20 protein-coding genes are annotated in these 18,884 nt (G+C 62.4%); 14 read left to right on the plus strand and 6 right to left on the minus strand.

Annotation, left to right across the window (positions count from 1 at the left end):
* Nucleotides 1-73: 73 nt before the first annotated feature.
* From ACFOEV_RS04960 to ACFOEV_RS04975, 4 genes are read right to left on the minus strand one after another with little or no spacing between them, the layout of a single operon-like run.
* Complete coding sequence (locus ACFOEV_RS04960; protein WP_386772032.1) at nucleotides 74-1,003, minus strand: metal ABC transporter permease; 930 nt, start codon at nucleotides 1,001-1,003, stop codon at nucleotides 74-76.
* On the minus strand, nucleotides 1,000-2,211 hold the full coding sequence (locus ACFOEV_RS04965; RefSeq protein WP_386772033.1) for a metal ABC transporter permease: 1,212 nt from the start codon (nucleotides 2,209-2,211) through the stop codon (nucleotides 1,000-1,002). The genes ACFOEV_RS04960 and ACFOEV_RS04965 overlap by 4 nt, the downstream gene beginning before the upstream one ends.
* Nucleotides 2,212-2,214: 3 nt before the next feature.
* On the minus strand, nucleotides 2,215-3,015 hold the full coding sequence (locus tag ACFOEV_RS04970) for a metal ABC transporter ATP-binding protein (RefSeq protein ID WP_386772034.1): 801 nt from the start codon (nucleotides 3,013-3,015) through the stop codon (nucleotides 2,215-2,217).
* On the minus strand, nucleotides 3,012-3,989 hold the full coding sequence (locus ACFOEV_RS04975) for a metal ABC transporter solute-binding protein, Zn/Mn family (RefSeq protein ID WP_386772035.1): 978 nt from the start codon (nucleotides 3,987-3,989) through the stop codon (nucleotides 3,012-3,014). Before ACFOEV_RS04975 ends, ACFOEV_RS04970 begins: the two co-directional genes overlap by 4 nt.
* A gap of 237 nt (nucleotides 3,990-4,226) precedes the next feature.
* Between ACFOEV_RS04975 and ACFOEV_RS04980 the strand changes: the two genes are divergently transcribed.
* The 8 genes from ACFOEV_RS04980 to ACFOEV_RS05015 all read left to right on the plus strand — a co-directional run bounded on the left by ACFOEV_RS04980 (nucleotide 4,227) and on the right by ACFOEV_RS05015 (nucleotide 11,572).
* Nucleotides 4,227-4,634 (plus strand): YbaN family protein, encoded by a 408-nt coding sequence (locus tag ACFOEV_RS04980; protein ID WP_386772036.1) that lies wholly within the window; start codon nucleotides 4,227-4,229, stop codon nucleotides 4,632-4,634.
* Between the two features lie 111 nt (nucleotides 4,635-4,745).
* On the plus strand, nucleotides 4,746-7,385 hold the full coding sequence (pepN, locus tag ACFOEV_RS04985; protein ID WP_386772037.1) for an aminopeptidase N: 2,640 nt from the start codon (nucleotides 4,746-4,748) through the stop codon (nucleotides 7,383-7,385).
* Nucleotides 7,386-7,768: 383 nt separating this feature from the next.
* On the plus strand, nucleotides 7,769-8,053 hold the full coding sequence (locus ACFOEV_RS04990) for a DUF1127 domain-containing protein (RefSeq protein WP_386772038.1): 285 nt from the start codon (nucleotides 7,769-7,771) through the stop codon (nucleotides 8,051-8,053).
* Nucleotides 8,054-8,267: 214 nt separating this feature from the next.
* Entirely contained in the window at nucleotides 8,268-8,960 is a 693-nt protein-coding gene (locus ACFOEV_RS04995; RefSeq protein WP_386772039.1) for an MgtC/SapB family protein, read from the plus strand.
* Nucleotides 8,961-9,029: 69 nt separating this feature from the next.
* On the plus strand, nucleotides 9,030-9,953 hold the full coding sequence (gene yegS, locus ACFOEV_RS05000) for a lipid kinase YegS (RefSeq protein ID WP_386772040.1): 924 nt from the start codon (nucleotides 9,030-9,032) through the stop codon (nucleotides 9,951-9,953).
* A 50-nt stretch (nucleotides 9,954-10,003) separates the two neighbouring features.
* Nucleotides 10,004-10,432, plus strand: coding sequence for a VOC family protein (locus ACFOEV_RS05005; RefSeq protein WP_386772041.1), 429 nt, complete (start codon nucleotides 10,004-10,006; stop codon nucleotides 10,430-10,432).
* Nucleotides 10,433-10,455: 23 nt separating this feature from the next.
* Nucleotides 10,456-10,893 carry a nucleoside deaminase gene (locus ACFOEV_RS05010; protein ID WP_386772042.1) on the plus strand — a complete coding sequence of 146 codons (438 nt, stop codon included), beginning with the start codon at nucleotides 10,456-10,458 and terminating at the stop codon, nucleotides 10,891-10,893.
* 88 nt (nucleotides 10,894-10,981) lie between these two features.
* The gene (locus ACFOEV_RS05015) at nucleotides 10,982-11,572 is read left to right on the plus strand and encodes a hypothetical protein (RefSeq protein ID WP_386772043.1); all 591 of its coding nucleotides are present in this window, start codon (nucleotides 10,982-10,984) and stop codon (nucleotides 11,570-11,572) included.
* Between the two features lie 119 nt (nucleotides 11,573-11,691).
* Here ACFOEV_RS05015 and ACFOEV_RS05020 read toward each other — a convergent pair whose 3' ends face one another.
* Nucleotides 11,692-11,898: a cold-shock protein gene (locus tag ACFOEV_RS05020; RefSeq protein ID WP_076748693.1), complete on the minus strand. Its 207-nt coding sequence runs from the start codon at nucleotides 11,896-11,898 to the stop codon at nucleotides 11,692-11,694.
* Between the two features lie 351 nt (nucleotides 11,899-12,249).
* Here ACFOEV_RS05020 and ACFOEV_RS05025 point away from each other — a divergent pair, with 351 nt between their 5' ends.
* Nucleotides 12,250-12,675 (plus strand): TM2 domain-containing protein, encoded by a 426-nt coding sequence (locus ACFOEV_RS05025; RefSeq protein ID WP_386772044.1) that lies wholly within the window; start codon nucleotides 12,250-12,252, stop codon nucleotides 12,673-12,675.
* A gap of 12 nt (nucleotides 12,676-12,687) precedes the next feature.
* The gene (locus ACFOEV_RS05030) at nucleotides 12,688-13,332 is read left to right on the plus strand and encodes a LysE family translocator (RefSeq protein WP_386772045.1); all 645 of its coding nucleotides are present in this window, start codon (nucleotides 12,688-12,690) and stop codon (nucleotides 13,330-13,332) included.
* Between the two features lie 21 nt (nucleotides 13,333-13,353).
* Here the strand turns inward: ACFOEV_RS05030 and ACFOEV_RS05035 are convergent, their stop codons facing one another.
* Nucleotides 13,354-15,303 (minus strand): transglycosylase SLT domain-containing protein, encoded by a 1,950-nt coding sequence (locus ACFOEV_RS05035; protein WP_386772046.1) that lies wholly within the window; start codon nucleotides 15,301-15,303, stop codon nucleotides 13,354-13,356.
* Nucleotides 15,304-15,453: 150 nt separating this feature from the next.
* On the opposite strand from ACFOEV_RS05035, the gene ACFOEV_RS05040 reads away from it, so the two are divergent.
* The 4 genes from ACFOEV_RS05040 to htpG all read left to right on the plus strand — a co-directional run bounded on the left by ACFOEV_RS05040 (nucleotide 15,454) and on the right by htpG (nucleotide 18,864).
* Nucleotides 15,454-15,777 (plus strand): YkvA family protein, encoded by a 324-nt coding sequence (locus tag ACFOEV_RS05040; RefSeq protein WP_386772047.1) that lies wholly within the window; start codon nucleotides 15,454-15,456, stop codon nucleotides 15,775-15,777.
* A gap of 62 nt (nucleotides 15,778-15,839) precedes the next feature.
* On the plus strand, nucleotides 15,840-16,361 hold the full coding sequence (locus ACFOEV_RS05045; RefSeq protein ID WP_386772048.1) for a PaaI family thioesterase: 522 nt from the start codon (nucleotides 15,840-15,842) through the stop codon (nucleotides 16,359-16,361).
* A gap of 1 nt (nucleotide 16,362) precedes the next feature.
* Nucleotides 16,363-16,845, plus strand: a complete 483-nt coding sequence (locus tag ACFOEV_RS05050; protein WP_386772049.1) for a PaaI family thioesterase — start codon at nucleotides 16,363-16,365, stop codon at nucleotides 16,843-16,845.
* A 114-nt stretch (nucleotides 16,846-16,959) separates the two neighbouring features.
* Entirely contained in the window at nucleotides 16,960-18,864 is a 1,905-nt protein-coding gene (gene htpG / locus ACFOEV_RS05055) for a molecular chaperone HtpG (protein ID WP_386772050.1), read from the plus strand.
* The last annotated feature ends 20 nt before the right edge of the window (nucleotides 18,865-18,884 follow it).

The following is an 18,884-nucleotide window of genomic DNA, read 5'->3' on the forward strand; positions in this document are numbered from 1 at the left end:
AAGTCCACGCGCGGCGAATGGACTCTTGCCCGCTCGTCAATGATCGCCACGTCACATGCCGGGCAGGCATGGTTCAGGCGTTGGCGGGCTGGCTGCCGTCACGGCGGCGGTGGGGGCCGAACAGGCAGGCCAGCAGCAGAATCAAGCCGGCGACACTGGCGATCATTCCCGCCGCGCTCAGTGAGACCTCGAAGCCGATCCAGCCAGGGCCATAGCCGGCCAGCACATAGCCGAGCACCGCGGCAATCAGGGCGAACGCCTGGCTCCAGGCAATCTGCTGGCCGAGATGGTCGGTCATCAAGCGGGCGGCGGCGGCGGGGCAAATGAACATGGCGATGACGATGATCGATCCCACCGCCTCGAACGCGGCGATGGCCGCAATCGCTACCATGATCACCAGGGCCAGGTCGGTCAGGACCGGGCGTGCCTGGATGCTGGCGGCGAAGGCGGGGTCGAAGCTACCGACCACCAGCGGTCGCCAGGCGACGATGACGAAGATGACGACCAGCAGGCCTACCCAGGCGACACGGGCGAGCTGCGGTGGCAGGTCGGCCAGTGCCTCGCGGTCGAACAGCGACGACCAGTGCTGGCCCTCGAACCAGATCAGGCTTTCCAGGTTGCCATACAGGGCATGCTCGACGTCGAGGTGGACGCCGCTGGCGCCATGCCATTCGAGCAGCAACACGCCGAAGGCGAAGATCGAGGTGAAGGCGACGCCCATGGCGGCGCTGGACTCGACGCGCCCCAGATGCTTGATCAACTCGATCAAGGCCACGGTGACGATCGCCGCCACGCCGGCGCCGAACATCATCGCCGAGGCGGCCAGGGTGCCGGTGATCAGGAAGCTGGCCACGATGCCGGGCAGCGCGACGTGACTGATGGCGTCGCCGATCAGGCTCTGGCGGCGCAGTACCAGGAAGTTGCCGAGCAGGGCGCAGGTCAGGCAGATGATCACCGCCACCACCAGCGGTGCCAGGCTGAGCATCAGGAAGTCGGCCATCATGAAGCGACTCTCGGTGAGAGGGGGAGGCACGATTCGAGTGTCGTGACCGTGTCGGGAGGCAGGCAGTTGCCGATCGGTTCGAGTCCCAGGTGGTCCAGATGGGCCGCTTCGTCGGGATACAGCGAGCGGTACAGCGACCACAGCTGCTCTTCATGATCGGCATCGCGGGCAGCGGCTTTCCCCGAAGGAGTGGGGACATGGTCGCGGCGGATGTAGCCGTGGCGGCGCAATACTCGCAGGGTCAGGGCATCGTAGATCGCTTCCCGACGCGCCAGTGCCAGCAGCCCCTGGCGCAGGTGCACCTTGGTCTTGAAACGGTAATGGGCGGACAGCATGGCGACGATGCCGCGGCGTGGCGAGAACAACAGCGACAGGGCGAACAGGCCGAAGGCACTCAGCACGACCAGTGGCCCGGTGGGCAGGCCGGTGTGCACGCTCGAGAGGGTCACGCCCAGATAGCCGGCCAGCGCGCCGCAGATCGCCGCGATTGCCACCATGTGCAGTGGGCGGTCGGTCCAGAAACGCCCGGTGACAGGCGGAATGATGGTCAGGGCCACGATCAGGATCAGTCCCGTGACCTTCAGCCCGATCACGGTCACCGCCAGCAGAAGCAGTAGCATCAACATGTCGATTCGCTGCGCTTGGATGCCATTGGTGTAGGCATATTCCGCATCGAAGCACACCAGCAGGAACTGCCGCCGCAGCATGAAGATCGCCACCAACAGCAGTAGGCCGCACAGGCCGATGAGGTGCGCTTCGGCAGCCAGCATGCCGGCCGTGGCACCCACCAGGTAGCCGGTCAGACCGGCCTGGCCGCCGGTGTGCATGACCTGGATGACGGTGATCAGCACCACGCCCAGGCCGAACAGCACCGACAACACGGCACCGATGGCGGCATCCTCGCCCAGCCGCGTGCGTTCGCTGATGCCCTGGACGCCCCACAGTCCCAAGGCGGCACTGATTCCCGCGCCAGCCAATAGCCCCGGCAGCCAGCGCCCGTCGCCGGTCAGCAAGGCCATGACGATGAACGCCACCGCCAATCCCGGCAGGGTGGCATGGCTGATGGCGTCGCTGACCAGCGAGCGCTTGCGCAGCAGGATGAAGCTGCCGATCATGCCGGCGCTGGCACCGAGCAACATGGCCCCCAGCGTCACCAGGCTGGTGTTGTAGCCGGTCGAGAAGGTCAGGGCACGCAACCAGGCTTCCATGCTTCAGACCTTTTGTGTCGAGAGTGGGGGAGACACGATGCGTTCGAGCTGCAGCGCGCTCAGGCGCCCGCCATAGGCCTCCTGCAGCGTCTGTGCGGTGAAGGCTTGATCCACGGGCCCGGCCGCGATACGGCGTACGTTGAGCAGCAGCACATGGTCGAAATAATCGCGCACGGTGGACAGGTCGTGATGCACGCAGAGCAAGGTCTTGCCTTGTTGTTTGAGTGCCTTCAGGACCTCGACGATGGCTTTTTCGGTCGCTGCGTCGACCCCGGCGAAGGGTTCGTCGAGGATGGTCAGGTCCGCCGACTGGGCCAGGGCGCGCGCGAGGAACACGCGCTGCTGCTGGCCGCCGGAGAGTTGCCCGATCTGACGCTTGGCGAAGGCCTCCATGCCGACGCGGCCGAGACATTGCATGGCGGTGTCGCGATGATGGCGACGAGTGAACTGCCACCAGCGTACCTCGCGGAACAGGCCCATGATCACCACATCGAGCACCGTGGCCGGGAAGTCCCAGTCGACGCTGTTGCGCTGCGGGACATAGGCCACATGATGGCTCTGTTGTGCGTAGGGGGCACCGTAGACGAGTACTTCGCCGGACAGGCGCCGCTTGATGCCGAGAGCCGCCTTGAGCAGCGTCGACTTGCCGGCGCCATTGGGACCGACGATCGCGGTCAGGCTGCCGGGCGGGACGATGAAGTCCACGGAATAGACCACCGGCTTCTGTGCGTAGCTCACGGTCAGCCCTTGAATCGCCAGTGGGCTCTGGACGATGGCCGGGTCCTCGATGCGACTGGCTTTCACTGATGGTCCTCGCTGCCGGTGCCCAGCCTGCCGCTCATGCCGCCGCGCGGGGCGTCGCCGCCAAGCGCGCGAGCGAGCAGGGTGACGTTATGATCGATCATGCCGATATAGGTCCCTTCGTAAGTGTCCGGGGCACCCATGGCATCGGAGTAGAGTTCGCCGCCGATATCCACCTTCCAGCCCTGTGCTGCCGCTCCCTCGACCAGGGCCCGAATGTTACGCTCCGAGACCGAGGTTTCGACGAAGATGGCACCGATCCGACGCTCCACCAGCAGATTCACCAGGGTCTCGATACGTGCCAGCCCGGCTTCGCTTTCGGTGGAGAAGCCTTGAATGCCCTCTACCGCATAGCCGTAGGCATCCCCGAGGTAGCCGAAGGCGTCATGGGCGGTGACCAGGACCCGCGCCGATTCCGGTACGCTGCCGAGCGCCCGGCTGGCATAGTCGTCCAGGGCTTGGAGTTGCTCGAGGAGAGCGTCGGCATTGGCATGGAAGTCATCGCGGGCTTCCGGTCGCAACTCGATCAAGGCATCGCGCGTTGCTTCGACGACATGACGCCAACGATTCGGGTCCATCCACACGTGCGGATCCGTGCGATCGGGGAATTCCTCGTCCGCCAGGAGCTGTGCTTCGGGAACGGCTTCCCCCACCGCGAATACCGGCTTGCGCTGGGCCAGGCGTTCGAGGAATTCCTCGAGCTGGGCCTCCAGGTATAGGCCATTCCAGAACACCGCATCGGCCTGGGTCATGGCCGAGATGTCACTGCGCGTCTGACGATAGAGGTGGGGATCCACGCCGGGTCCCATCAAGCCCTGCACCTCGATATGCTCTCCGCCGACCTGGCGCAGGGTATCGCTGATCATGCCGGTCGTGGCTACCAACCGCAGCCTGGCGTTGTCCTGGGCATGACTCTGCCCCCAGAGCATGGCCAGCAACACGGGTATCCCTATCCTGGCGAAACGATAAAGCGACATGCAGTCATTCCTTGTTGGTCAGTCGTGGCCGCGGCAGTTCGTCATGACAGCGTCATTCGCACGCGTGCTTGAGAGCTTGTCCTTAGGCTACACTCTTACACATGCAAGGCGTGCATTGAACGAGCCTAGCTTGTCGATAGGGCATTCGCATTTCCATTATGCGGGCATCCACGATTGAATGAATCAAGGATAGCCGACGCCTACTCGGCGTTGGACCAGCAGAAGGGAGAATGCCAGGTGCCACAGCCGATCAGGAATCTGATCCGTCCCATGCGCAATATCCTGTATCTGTCTCTGGCGGGAGCGAGTTTCGGTCTGGGAGTGATCGGTCTCTTCCTGCCGCTGATGCCGACCGCCTGCTTCATGCTGCTGGCAGTATGGGCGGCCTCCAAGGGCTCGCCGCGTTTCGCCGACTGGATTCGGCGTCATCCACGCTTTGGCCCCTCGATCGTCGCCTGGGAACGCGAGCGCGCCATCCCGCGCCACGCCAAGGGGATTGCCGTCGTCATGCTGACACTGTCCGTGGTGCTGCTGGCGGTTACCATCAGTGCCTTGACGCTCAAGCTGGCATTGATCGTCGGGCTCAGTCTGCTGGGCGTGTGGATCGTGACACGACCCGAGCCGCGTCGCGCTCATCTCTCCTGATCACGTCGCGTCTTCATCAACGCTGACATTGCGACTGACGCCGCTGGCTTTGAGAAAGTCGCCCCGGGCGCCGTACAATGATCGGCGATTACCGAACAGGAGCGTTCCTCGATGTCAGCACCGCAGCCGATTCATCTGCACGATTATCAGCCCCCCGCCTACCGGGTCACGCATACCGAGCTCAAGTTCGACCTGTCACCTTCGGCAACCCATGTCAGTGCCCGCCTGCATCTAGAGCGTCATCCCGAACGTCAGCAAGAGGCTCCGCCTCTGGTATTGAATGGCGAACATCTCACGCTGCTGCGCATTGCCATCGATGGCCAGGAGCTGGAAGCCGGTGAATACGCCGTCGATGACGAGACCCTGACCGTGCATGCAGTGCCTCAGCGCTTCCTGCTGGATACCGAGGTCGAGATCGATCCCGCCGCCAATACGGCACTCGAAGGCCTCTACCTGTCGAACGGCATGTTCTGCACCCAGTGCGAGGCCGAGGGTTTCCGCCGCATCACCTACTATCCGGATCGCCCCGATGTGATGGCGACCTTCTCCACCACCGTGATCGGCGACAAGGCGAGCGTGCCGGTGCTGCTTTCCAACGGCAACCCGGTGGAGCGTGGCGAGCTGCCCGGCGACCGGCACTTCGTCACCTGGGAGGACCCGCATCCCAAGCCTTGTTACCTGTTCGCCCTGGTGGCCGGCGACCTGAGGAAGGTCGAAGACCGTTTCACCACCATGAGCGGGCGCGACGTCACGCTGCAGATCTGGGTCGAGCAGGAGAACCTCGACAAGACCGACCACGCCATGGCGTCGTTGAAACGTGCCATGACGTGGGACGAGGAAACCTACGGTCGCGAGTACGATCTGGACCTGTTCATGATCGTGGCGGTCAACGACTTCAACATGGGGGCCATGGAGAACAAGGGGCTCAACATCTTCAATTCGGCGGCGGTGCTGACGCATCCGCTGACCGCGACCGATGCCGCCTTCCAGCGTGTCGAGGGCATCGTCGCCCACGAATACTTCCACAACTGGTCGGGCAACCGGGTGACCTGCCGCGACTGGTTCCAGCTCTCGCTGAAGGAGGGCTTCACCGTCTTCCGCGACCAGAGCTTTACCGCCGATACCAACTCGGCGCCGGTCAAGCGCATCGAGGACGTGTCCTTCTTCCGTACGGCCCAGTTCGCCGAGGATGCCGGTCCCACTGCCCATCCGGTACGCCCCGATCAATATATCGAGATCAGCAACTTCTACACCCTGACCATCTACGAGAAGGGTGCCGAAGTGGTGCGCATGCTGCGCAACCTGCTGGGCTGGGAAACCTTCCGCAAGGGCACGGATCTGTACTTCGCGCGCTTCGACGGCCAAGCGGTGACCATCGAGGATTTCGTGGACTGCATGCGTGAGGTCTCCGGCCTGGACCTCTCCCGGTTCATGCACTGGTACTCGCAGGCCGGCACGCCGGAAATCGACGCCAACGGCCACTACGATTATGCCAAGGGTGAGTACCATCTGACCCTGCGGCAGCGTACGCCGGCAACCCCGGGCCAGCATGAGAAACTGCCGCTGCACATCCCCATTCGCCTGGGTCTGGTAGGCACCAAGTCCGGTGAGGACCTGGCGTTGACGCTGGACGGCCAGGCACTGGGCAAGGATGCGGTGATCCACCTGTGCGAGGAGGAGCAGCACTTCGTGTTCACCGGTCTCTCCGAGGCGCCGGTGCCTTCGTTGCTGCGCGGCTTTTCGGCGCCGGTCAAGCTGCGTTTCCCCTACGCACGTGAGGACCTGGCCTTCCTGTTGCAGCACGACTCGGATGGCTTCAATCGCTGGGATGCCGGCCAGCGTTTGGCCATCCTGGCACTGGACGACCTGATCGCCGCCCATCGTAACGGGGTGGAAAAGGTCATGGATGTGCGGGTGGTCGAGGCATTCCGCACGTTGTTGACCACCGCGAGCGACGACAAGGCGGTACTGGCGGAAATGCTCACCCTGCCGTCGGAAGCCTATATCGCCGAGCAGCAGCCGGTCGTCGATGTCGATGCCATCCATGCCGCCCGGACGTTCGTCAAGCAGTCGCTGGCCGTGGCCCTGCGCGATGAGTTCATGGCCGTGTATCACGACCACCGTGCGGAGGCTCCCTATGCGCCGGAGCCGGACCAGATCGCCGAGCGCAGTCTGAAGAACGTGGCGCTGTCGTATCTGATGAGCATCGAGGACGAGGAGGCGGTGGCCCTGACCCAGCAGCAGTTCGAGGCCGGTCACAACATGACCGACGTACGGACCGCCCTGACCCTGCTCGTGCATAGTTCACGCGACGACCTCGCCGATCCGGCCCTCAAGGTCTTCGGCGAAAAGTGGGCCCACGACCCGCTGGTCATGGATCAGTGGTTCAGCATCCAGGTCACTCGCCCGCAGCCGGACGTGCTGGAGCGCCTCAAGTTCCTGATGCAGCATCCCGCGTTCTCGCTGAAGAACCCCAACAAGGTTCGCGCCCTGATCGGTACCTTCGCCAGTCAGAATCGCGTCAACTTCCATCGTGCCGACGGCGAGGGCTACAAGCTGCTGGCCGATGTGGTCATCGAACTCAACGAGCTCAACCCCGAGATCGCCGCGCGTATCATCACTCCCCTGACCCGCTGGCAGCGCTTCGACGAAGAGCGTCAGGCGCTGATGAAGAGCGAGCTCGAACGCATTCGCGCCGAAGAGCTGTCGCCCAACGTCTACGAGGTCGTGGAGAAAGCGCTGGCGTCCTGATGACCGCTGGCGTCGGACAACGTGCCAATCCCAGGCCGCCCGCGAGGCGGCCTGGTCATTCAGGGACATGCACCGGCAGTCGGCAGCCGGTGTGTGGTGGGGCTTGACGCGAGAAGACGATGATGCCTTTAATGAATAGGCGTTGGTTCAATTAGCCGACGCCAATTCAATGACATTCGAAGACTCACGTGATGATGACTCAGATCCGTTTCGTACCAGGCAATTGGCTGTGCACCATGAAACATGGTGTGCGAGCCCATGCTTGCCCGCGAGCCGTCTCTCGAGTCTGATCTCACCGGCCGCGGATCTTACCGCGGCCCCGATATCCTCCTCGATTTCTCGTCCTCGCTAAGGTCCCCGGCCTCCACAATGGAGACCTTGATATGACCTTGTCCCTATCGCTCGCGCGTATTCTCGATGGCCTGGCAGGGAAGTGCCGTGAGCGTCGCAACTATCAGGCCTTGTCCCACCTCGATGCCCACTTGCTGCGCGATATCGGCCTGCGTCGGGAAGGCAGAGTGATCATGCCGATCCATGCCGAGGGCTCCCATGCCAAGGGCCAAGCGCGGGACCGCCTGGCGGTGCCGGCACGGGGAGAGTCGCCGGGGCAAGCGTGCGTTGACGATGAGACGCCGCACTGTCCACACTGCGGAGCGTCGCTGGCTTAGCGAGGCCACGGTCGCAGGAAGCGGCCGTGGCATTCCATGCGAAGCCGGTCGGGCACCAGGCATGGCGCCCGACCCGATATGTCATGCCCGGATGCATGGCAATAGCCGCTGCGTTGATAACGACCCGTATCAGCGGAGGTAAGTCCTTGCCAGCGTTACGCTATGCTGAAAATGCATGCATATCATCACTTGGCGCAGGGAGGCCGAGTCGTCTATGACAGATCATCTGCTGATCGTGTCTTATCTGGGGGCCGCCTGGTTGGCGGGCAGCCTGATCGGGCTGGAGCGTAGTTATCATGGGCGACCGGCAGGTTTTCGTACCCATGCGTTGGTGTGTCTGGCTTCGGCCTTGCTGATGGTCGTTACCACGCACCAGGGGCAGTGGTTCAGTTCCACCATGCCGGCCTCGGCGATCAATACCGACCCCACCCGTATGGCGCAAGGCATCATGACCGGGATCGGCTTTCTGGGCGCCGGGGTCATCTTCAAGGAAGGGCTGACGGTCCGTGGCCTGACCACCGCGGCCTCGATCTGGATGACGGCGGCGTTGGGGATCCTCTATGGCATCGGCTTCCTGTTTCCGGCGCTCCTGGTGACCGCCATGACCTTGGTGACGCTTTCCCTGTTCCGCTGGGCCGAGTCGCGCATGCCCAGCCAGCATTTCGCCGATCATGTACTGGCCTTTCCGATCGATGCCGTACGCACCGAGGCGCAGGTGCGCGAGTTGATCAAGGAGCAGGGGTTCCGGGTCAAGTCGCTGAGTTATCGTCTGGTGCAGCGTGGAACCGTTTACGAGTACCACATGACACTGCAGACGCTGGACCGTCAGAATCTTTGTCGATTGGCCGAGCGGTTGCGCGACGAAGAGGGGGTGCTGGAGTTCCGTCTCTCGCCACTGGCCGAGTAACGGTGGTCTCTTGTGCATCGACAGGCAAAAGGCGAAGCTATATCGGCTACCTTGTGAGGGATGGCCGAGATGGCGCAAATGTCGGGGTCGGCAAGACTGATTCTCAATGGAAAATCGGCCCAATTGCCTGCGGTCAGGGAAGCCGTTTTTACCCGGCGCCGGCTCGGAAACAGGCTGGAAGTCCAGGTGACCTGGGAGCAGGGCGATGCGGCAAGGTTCGCCCAGCAGGCTGGACGTGACGGTGTTTCTCGCCTGATTGCCGGTGGCGGAGACGGTACTGTCAACGAGATCGTCAATGGCCTGATGCAACTCCCCAAGGATCAGCGTCCGCCGCTGGCCATCCTGCCTCTGGGGAGTGCCAATGACCTTGCCACCTCGCTGGATTTGCCTCTGGAGCCCGAGCCGGCACTCGAGGTCGCGTTCACGGCGTCTCCGCAGCCGGTCGATGTCCCTTGCCTGGGAGACATGCATTACCTCAACATGCTGTCCGCGGGTTTCGGGGCCGAGGTCACATCCTCTACCCCCAAGACACTCAAGCGTTTGTTGGGCGGAGGGGCATATTCATTGATGGGAGCCCTCAAGGCCTGGCGCTATCAGCCTTACCCTGGGCAGTTGCGCTGGTCCGAGGGCGAGTGTCGCTTGCCCCTTTTCGTGCTGGCCATCGGCAACGGCACCCACGCCGGTGGCGGGCAATGCCTGACGCCCCAGGCGCGCCTCGACGATGGGCTGCTGGATGTGCTGGTCGTACGCCATTTTTCCTCACTCGGCGAGATGAAGCAGATGCTCGACGAACTCACACGACTCCCCGCGACCGGGAGGTTCGTGGACTATTTCCGGACGTCGCGGCTGAGTTTCAGTACCGAAATGGAAGTGCCCTTCACGCTCGACGGAGAGTTGCAGCACTTCATGTCTTTCGAGGTAACGTTGGAGAACGCCGGGCTGGAGCTGCTGGGACCGGCGACATGCCGACTGTTCACTCATGCCTTATCCTGATCTTGCGATAGGATTACCAAGGAACGAGGCTACCAAGGAGGTGAAACATCATGCCGAATCCATTCCATCTCGCGGTACAGGTAAGAGATCTCGAAGAGGCTCGAGGCTTCTATGGTGAGTTGCTGGGTTGTCCGGAAGGCCGCTCCAGCGATACCTGGGTCGATTTCAACCTGTTCGGTCATCAGTTCGTCTGTCACTTGAATCCGGCACTGGGTAATGGGGCTCCGGCGGTCCACCACAACTCCGTGGATGGCCATGGCGTTCCGGTACCCCACTTTGGGGTGGTGCTGGAGATGGCCGATTGGGAAGCCCTGGTCGACCGATTGACCGCAGCGGGCGTGCGCTTCGAGATCGAGCCCTATATCCGTTTCCAGGGGGAGCCCGGCGAGCAGGCCACCATGTTTTTCTTCGACCCGAGTGGTAATGCGCTGGAGTTCAAGGCCTTTCGCGATATTGCGGGACAATTGTTCGCTACCTGAATCTGATCTCGAGGAGTCATATCATGGATGAATTCATGCAGGCCGCCATTGTCGAAGCCAAGAAAGGCATGACAGAGGGGGGAGTGCCGATCGGCTCGGTATTGGTGCATAAGGGGCGAATCATCGGTCGAGGCCACAATCAGCGCCAACAACGCGGCAGCGTGGTGTTGCATGCTGAGATGGATGCCCTGGAGCAGGCGGGTCGTCAACCGGCAGCGGTATACCGTCAGTCGGTGCTTTATACCACCCTGTCGCCTTGCCCGATGTGTAGCGGGGCTATCCTGTTGTATGGCATACCGCGCGTAGTGATCGGCGAGAGCCGGACCTTCATGGGCGATGAGGCCCACCTTCATGCTTGCGGCGTGACCCTCGAAGTGCTTGATGATCCGACCTGTCGGGAATTGATGGCGCGTTTCGTCCGCGAGCATCCCGAGCTGTGGCACGAAGACATTGGTGAATAACATCATGACTTGCGGCTCTGACCAGGCTCTGGTGGAATAAGGGCTCAAGATTTATGGGTAACCTCATGATTTATTTGGAGAGAGTGTGATGGTGAATAAACCTTGGATTCCGCTTGCCGTGGCGTTGGCACTCGCTGTGGGGCTGGCAGGGTGTGGCAATGGCGAGGATGACGATACGACACCGCAGGAGGGATCCAACGGTGCCAGTGAAACCATGGAAGCCCCTGCGGACGAGTCTCAGACGGAAGCGCCTGTTGACGAGACTCAGACGCAAACCTCTGCAGGCGGGACTCAGGAGGCCCCGCAAGAGGGAGGAGATGAGGCCGAATCCATGACCGAGGAGTCCGAAGCCTCGGATCCGGCCGGTTCGACGTCAGGCACCGGTGGTGAAGCGTCGCAAGAAGGCGGGATGACAGTGCAAGGGGACGAGCAGGCAGAGGAGGAAACCCTCCGCGAATCGCCCGAGAACCTCGATGAACAGTCGGCCATGCCGGGGGAAACCACCGACGAGGATATCGAGCAGGTCATGAAAGAGACCGAACGACGCTTCAACGAGGCCCAGCGTCAGATCGATGAGCAGTTCGAGAGGGCCGAGCGTCAGGATCCTACCGCCAACGACGAGCTCAACAATCCGGAGTCGACGGAGGGTAACAACAATCCGGAGTCGGAGAGCAACTGATGTGAGGGGAACGCCTCGCGAAGAGGCGTACGAAAAAGGTCCACCGAAGTGGACCTTTTCATTACCACTTGCTTAATGCGAAACGCTTAGGCAATTGGCGTATTCAGGGATGTCAACGTTTAGTTGGCAACCTTGATGTTGGCGGCCTGAAGGCCTTTTTTGCCCTGAGTGACCTCAAAGGTGACCTTTTGGCCATCCTGCAGGGTCTTGAAGCCTTCAGCCTGAATTTCGGAGAAGTGGGCGAACAGGTCATCGCCGCCGTCGTCCGGAGAGATGAAGCCGTAACCCTTGGTGTCGTTGAACCACTTGACAGTGCCAGTTGCCATTGTCGATTTCCTTAACTAACTAAATGATGGTGCTGGGCCGGCATAGGCTAGGCCTATGCCATGTTGCCCGTAGTGCGTGGGTAAGGCGAAGAAGAAGGGCGCACAGGGAGTCTCGAAGAAATCGATCAACAACAGACGACATTCTACTTGCAAACCAACGCAACGGATGATGCATCAGGGCCTGGGTTGCGTCAAGATAGGGTCTGGCGCGTCCCAATCCGATGCCCGCCAAATCACTTTAGATGGAAAAATCAAAGACGTCCAGAATGTCGATTCGTTGCTGGGCCAGTACGGCGTCGTGCCGGGGTGGCCGCCAGTGAATGCCTCCATGACCACACACTAGGAAGTCCTATGGTGACACTGAACACGACCCTCAGCAGTACGCATAGCAAGCTGATCGGCTACCTGTTATGGATCTTCGGCTTCCTGGGAGCCCACCGTTTCTATTATGGCAAGCCGGTGACGGGGACCCTCTGGTTCTTCACGCTTGGCTTGCTGGGGGTCGGCTGGCTGATCGACCTGTTTCTGATTCCCTCCATGGACCGCCAAGCCGATCTGCGCTTTCATGCCGGCCCCATCAATTACTCCCTGGCCTGGATCCTGCTGACCTTTCTCGGGATCTTCGGTATCCATCGCCTGTATATGGGCAAGTGGGTGACCGGCATTCTCTACCTGCTGACCGGCGGGCTGTTCCTGCTCGGCGTGCTTTATGACTTCTGGACGCTCAACGATCAAATCTCGCTGAAGCACGCCAGGCGTGGCATCTTCAATGGCTAAGCGGGGGCCGTGATGTTCTTCGACGCGCAGTTCTGGCCCTTCTTGATCGCCATCACGCTCCTGACCATGAGCCCCGGGGTGGATACCTTGCTGGTGATTCGTAACACCACCCGAGGGGGCGTGCACGATGGCATGCTGACGAGCCTGGCAATCTGTTGTGGCTTGTTCGTGCATGCGACGGTATCGGCGCTGGGGATTTCGATCATTCTGCTGCAGTCGGCCTGGGCCTTCGGCCTGCTCAAGCTGGCGGGGGCCGTCTATCTGGTCTGGCTAGGGCTGCAGAGCCTGATCAGCGCGCGCCGGGGAGCCCTCTTGCCGGTGGCGGGGGTGAGCGGTCCACGGACGCGGGTTGGGTCGTGGGTGCCGTTGCGCGAGGGGTTCCTGTCCAATGTGCTCAACCCCAAGACCGTGGTGTTCTACATGGCATTCCTGCCCCAGTTCATCGCGCCCGGCGATCCAGCATTGGCCAAGTCGCTGTGGCTGGCCGGAGTCCATTTCGTGATCGCCAATCTGTGGCAGATCGCCATCGCCTTGATGGTGGGCCGTGCCGGCAAATGGTTGGCCAGACGCTGGGTATCGCGCAGCCTGGACGGGCTCACGGGAACCGTGATGGTTGGCTTCGGTATCAAGCTGGCACTGGAGCAGCGCCCGACCTGACGGTAGGGCGCTGCTCGGCATTCAATTCCGCGCCAATAGCGACGCGTCGTAAGGCACACTCTTCTCGGCTTCGCTCAACATGACTACGCCTTGCGGATCGCCGCCATTGGCCAGGCTTTCGAAGATGACCCGGTAGCTCATTACCGCCTGCACATACTCGCGGGTCTCGCGGTAGGGAATGCTCTCGACGAACAGGTCGAATTCCTGGGGAGCGTCGCGCAGCCAGCGATCGACGCGGCCGGGACCGGCATTATAGGCAGCGGTGGCGGCCAGGCGGTTGCCGCGATAGCGCTCGAGCATGTCGCGGATGTAAGTGCTGCCCAGACGGATGTTGACCTCCGGGTCGAGGATCCCATAGGGACCGGGATCGGCAATCCCCAGTTGGCGGCTGACCAGCGTGGCGGTACCTGGCATCAGTTGCATCAGGCCGCGGGCACCCGCCGGCGAGAGGGCCTTGGGATTGTAGGCGCTCTCGCGTCGGGCGATGCCCATCAGCAGGTAGGGATCGACACCGGTGACGCCTCCCCACTTCAGGAAGCTGTCGCGGAAGGCGGCGGGAAAACGCCAGTCCAGGGCATTCCACATGGCGCCGGTGATGGTCGTCTGTATCAGCTTGGCATACCAACCCTGGCGCTCGGCGTAGTCGGCAAGGGCCCGCGCTTCGCCGGCGCTGGCCTGAGCCACGGCGTAATACCATTCGCTGCTGGCGAGTCCTGGTTCGCCGATGCGCATCAATGCCTCGGTACGTTGAACCACCGGCCACTCATCGACTTGTCGACGATATTCGTCATTGAAACCGGCGCGTTCCAGGTTCAAGTCGTAGGGACGACCGAGGCGGTCCGCGGCAGCGAAACCGAAAAAGCTGCGCTCGCCGGCGGCCACCGCATATGCCTTGGCGGCGGTCTGAGGATCGCCGAGCTGCTCCAGCGCACGTCCCAGCCAGTATTGCCAGCGTGCTTCCTGGCGCGGGTCGTCGGGCATGCGGTGGACCCAGTCGATCACGCCTTGCCAGTCACGCTCGGCGAGCGCTCGGCGAACCCGCAACTCCAGCAGGTCGGCATCGGCCAGGCGTGGCAGAGCCTCGTCGACCCAGCGACGGTTGTTGCGCACTTCGCGAACCATGGAGTAGAAAGCCAGATCGTGCTCGATGGCATGGCGGTGTTCGGCCTCGAGTTCCAGGTGAGGGGCGATCTTGCGCCAGGCTTCCAGGGCCGCCTCGGTGTCGGCCCGCGTGAAGCCATGCATGGCCGCGGCGAACAAGGTGCTGGTGCCTTGGCCATCCGGGCCGATGCGTGCCGGTACCCGGGTCACGGCGGAAAAATCGCGCCGCAGCCGTTCCACGATATCGCGCGCGTTCTGCCACTCGCTGCCGAGCTGGCGTCCCAGGTAGCTCATCAACCCCGATTCGCCGGCCTGCCAGGCCAGCATCTTGCGCTCCCAGATATCCAGGTCGCTGATCTCGCCGCGGTCACGAAGGACATCGAACAGGGCGTCACAGGCCGAGGGCTGGGAGTGACCGACACGCCATAGCTGGCGACCGCCCTCGGCGGCCGCGACCGGGTCGGGGCCCAACAGTGCCGTATAGTAATGGCATTGGCGCGCGGTACCGCTGGGCTCGCCGTCGCTGACCGCCAGTAGGCTGTCATAACGGCCGGCACTGCCGTAGCGGGCGATGGCCTGGCCTCGCATCCACTCGCTCAGGGGCGAATCGGCATAGCGTTCGATGTAGGCCAGCACTTCGCTGGGTTCGGCATGAGGCAAGCGCCCGCGCAAGCGATGATAATCCACGTAACCGGCCAGGACGTGACCTTCTATGGCGGCCTCGTCGATCTCGCTCCAGCGGTGCTCCCGAGCGGCGTCCAAGGCCTCGCGCATGACGCCGTCCTCGGCCTGTGCGGTAGTCACTGACAGGTTCAATGTCAGGGCCGTGAGCAGGGCACCGGCACGTCCGGCGATAGTCTGTTGGCGCATGACGACATGCCTCCCTGTGCTTTCGAGTCGCGAATCCGCCATCCTCGCCGATGACGAGACTCTTGAGTAGTGTCGCTGGATCCCGACAGTGGCTTGTTGCCGCGTGGATCGCGTTACACTGGTGGCTGACACCGCACCCTGGAGGCAGTAATGGCAAAGTGGCTATCCGGCACCCTGCTCGGACGTCTCCGCCGGCGCGGCTGGGCTGTGCAACGAATCGGCCGCGCATTGCGGTTGTTCGTGCCCATGACGCGTGACGTGGTGATGCGCCGCTACCGGCCGGTACCCTGGTCGGCGTTTGCCTGGATGGGGCTGGCGCTGGCCTATCTGGTGATGCCTTTCGACCTGATCCCCGACGTCATCCTGTTGACGGGCTGGCTGGACGATGTGGTGATCGTCGGTTGGCTGCTGACCCGGGTGGATCGCCGCTTGGCCGCCTATCGTGACTGGAAGGAGGGCGATTGCCAGCCGTGAAGGAGAAACGTAGAGTTAAACAAACGTTTCAATCTTCGCTGCCGACGAGGTCCGATTACGAGATGACCACCACGACGATGCCTGGCGAGCGTTCCGCCGCGGAGTGGCGGGCCGCCTTGACACGGTTTGTGCAGGCGATCCCGCATACCCGAGAGTTGGGGCTCGAAGTGCGGGACGTCGCGCCGCCGAGCGTCACCATGCGCTTGCCTTGGCACCGTGATCTGCTCGGCGACGAGCCGCGCGGCCTGGTGCATGGCGGAGTGCTGACCATGATGCTGGACACCCTGTGTGGCTCCGCGGTGCTGTGTGGCCTGCCGACGCCGGAAGTGTGTCCGACGCTCGACCTGCGCGTCGATCACTACCGCCCGGGGGTAGCGGGATACGATCTGCTGGGCGCGGCGCGGGTCGTGAGGGTGACCGAATCCATGGTGTTCACCGAAGGCACGCTTTGGCAGCGGGAGGGGTGTGTCATCGCACGCGGCATCGGCAATTTCGTGCGTCTCGGGCCACGCAATACGCCCCCCGGCTTTGCCGCCGCCCTGTTCGGGGAAGGAAAGCTGGACAATGCCGACCAGGAGGCATGATATGCAGGAATCATTCACTTCCCAGCAGTGGCTGGTGAACACCCGCGCCCGTGGCGACGTCGAGGCCATGCTGTCGCTGGTGCCCTATGCGCGGCGCATCGGCGTCAGTGCCGAGGTCGATGAGCGGGGCCTGGTCTTTCGGCTGGCCCCCCGGCAAGGCAATGTCGGTAACGTCATGCTGCCGGCCCTGCATGGCGGGGTGGTGGCGGCCTTCATGGAAACCGCCGCGACTCTCGATCTGATGTTGGCGGCCCGTGTCGCGAGGCTGCCGAAGATCATCGACTTCTCCATCGATTATTTACGCACCGCGCATCTGGCGCCGACCCTGGCGCGTTGCCTATTGCTGCGTGAGGGGCGGCGCATGGCCAATGTGCAGGTCAGTGCCTGGCAGGAAGACGAGACAAGCCCCATCGCCACGGCGCGCCTGCACCTCTTGCTCAGCGACCCCCCAGACATGGCTATCGAGTCGATTGCCCACGCTTGAAAAGCGTTCGCCCAACCCCATATTTCGATCACGCTATCGAATACCGACGCGCTGTGCGAGAGCGGCCGTCGACAAATCCCATGTACCCAATGTGATCGATGAGGGCCTTGATCCATGACCACTGCCACCCACGAAGAAACCCTGGGTTTTCAGACCGAAGTCAAGCAGTTGCTTCACCTGATGGTCCACTCCCTGTATTCCAACCGGGAGATCTTCCTGCGCGAGCTGATTTCCAACGGTGCCGACGCCTGCGACAAGCTGCGTTATCAGGCGCTGGACAACGACGCGCTCTACGAGGGTGACAGCGAGCTGCGCATCGAGATCGAACATGATGCCAAGGCCGGCACCGTGACGGTGCGCGACAACGGTATCGGCATGAGCCGCGACGAGGTGATCCAGAACCTGGGTACTATCGCCAGGAGCGGTACCGCCGAATTCCTCAAGCAGCTCTCCGGCGAGCAGCAGAAGGATGCCAAGCTGATCGGCCAGTTCGGGGTGGGATTCTATTCCAGCTTCATCGTCGCTGACGAAGTGACCGTGCGTACCCGGCGCGCCGATCTGGCTCACGACGCCGGCGTCGAGTGGCGCTCGAAGGGGGAGGGCGAGTTCACCATTGCCGATATCCCGCGCGATGCCCGTGGCACCGAGATCGTGCTGCACCTGAAGAAGGACGCCAAGGAGTTCGCCGACGACTTTCGCCTGAAGAGCCTGGTGCGCAAGTATTCCGACCATATCGATGTGCCGGTGCGCATGCCTCGTGTCGATGTCGAGCGGGACGATGACGGCAAGGAAATCCCCGGCACCGAAAAAACGAGCTGGGAAACCGTCAACGAGGCCACGGCACTCTGGGTACGGCCCAAGGCGGAGATTTCGGACGACGAATACAAGGCCTTCTACAAGCACGTGGCTCATGACTTCACCGATCCCCTGACCTGGAGCCACAACAAGGTCGAAGGCAAGCTCGAATACACCAGCCTGCTGTACGTGCCGAGTCGGGCGCCCTTCGATCTCTACGAGCGCGACGGTGCGCGCGGCCTCAAACTCTACGTGCAGCGCGTGTTCATCATGGACGACGCCGAGCAGTTCCTGCCGCTGTATCTGCGCTTCATCAAGGGCGTGGTGGATACCAAGGACCTGTCGCTGAACGTCTCCCGCGAACTGCTGCAGCAGGATCCGCAGGTCGACAAGATGAAGGCGGCACTGACCAAGCGGGGACTGGACATGCTCAAGAAGCTGGCCAAGGACAAGGAGCAGTACCAGAGCTTCTGGAACACCTTCGGCAGCGTGCTCAAGGAAGGCCCCGCGGAAGACTACGCCAACCGTGACAAGATTGCGGAACTGCTGCGCTTCGCCACCACCCACACTGAAAGTGCCACCCAGGATCAGTCGCTGGCGGATTACGTATCGCGCATGAAGGAAGGGCAGCAGAAGATCTACTACATCGTCGCCGACAGCTTCAATGCGGCCAAGCACAGCCCGCACCTGGAGATCTTCCGCAAGAAGGGGATCGAGGTGCTGCTGCTGTCCGATCGCATCGACGAATGGCTGATGAGTCATCTCACCGAGTTCGACGGCAAGTCGTTCGTCGATGTGGCCAAGGGCGAATTGGATCTCGGCGATATCGAGGGCGAAGAAGAGAAGAAGGCGCAGGAAGAGACCGCCAAGGCCAAGGAAGACCTGGTCAAGCGCGTCAAGGACGTACTCGGTGCGGACGTCCAGGAGGTCAAGATCACCCATCGCCTGACCGATTCGCCGGCCTGTGTGGTATTGCCCGAGAACGAGATGGGCTTCCAGATGCGTCGCATCATGGAAGCCGCGGGCCAGAAACTGCCGGAGGTCAAGCCGATCCTCGAACTCAATCCCGAGCATGCGCTGGTGGCGCGACTCGAGAGCGCCGAGGACGAAACCTTCTCGGATCTGTCGCGGATTCTGCTCGATCAGGCGATCATCGCCGAAGGTGGCCATCTCGACGATCCGGCGGCCTACGTCAAGCGTCTGAATGCGATGCTGACCGCCTGAACCAGGCGGTGTCATGTCGC

This window comes from Litchfieldella rifensis, assembly GCF_042646605.1.
Lineage (GTDB): Bacteria > Pseudomonadota > Gammaproteobacteria > Pseudomonadales > Halomonadaceae > Litchfieldella > Litchfieldella rifensis.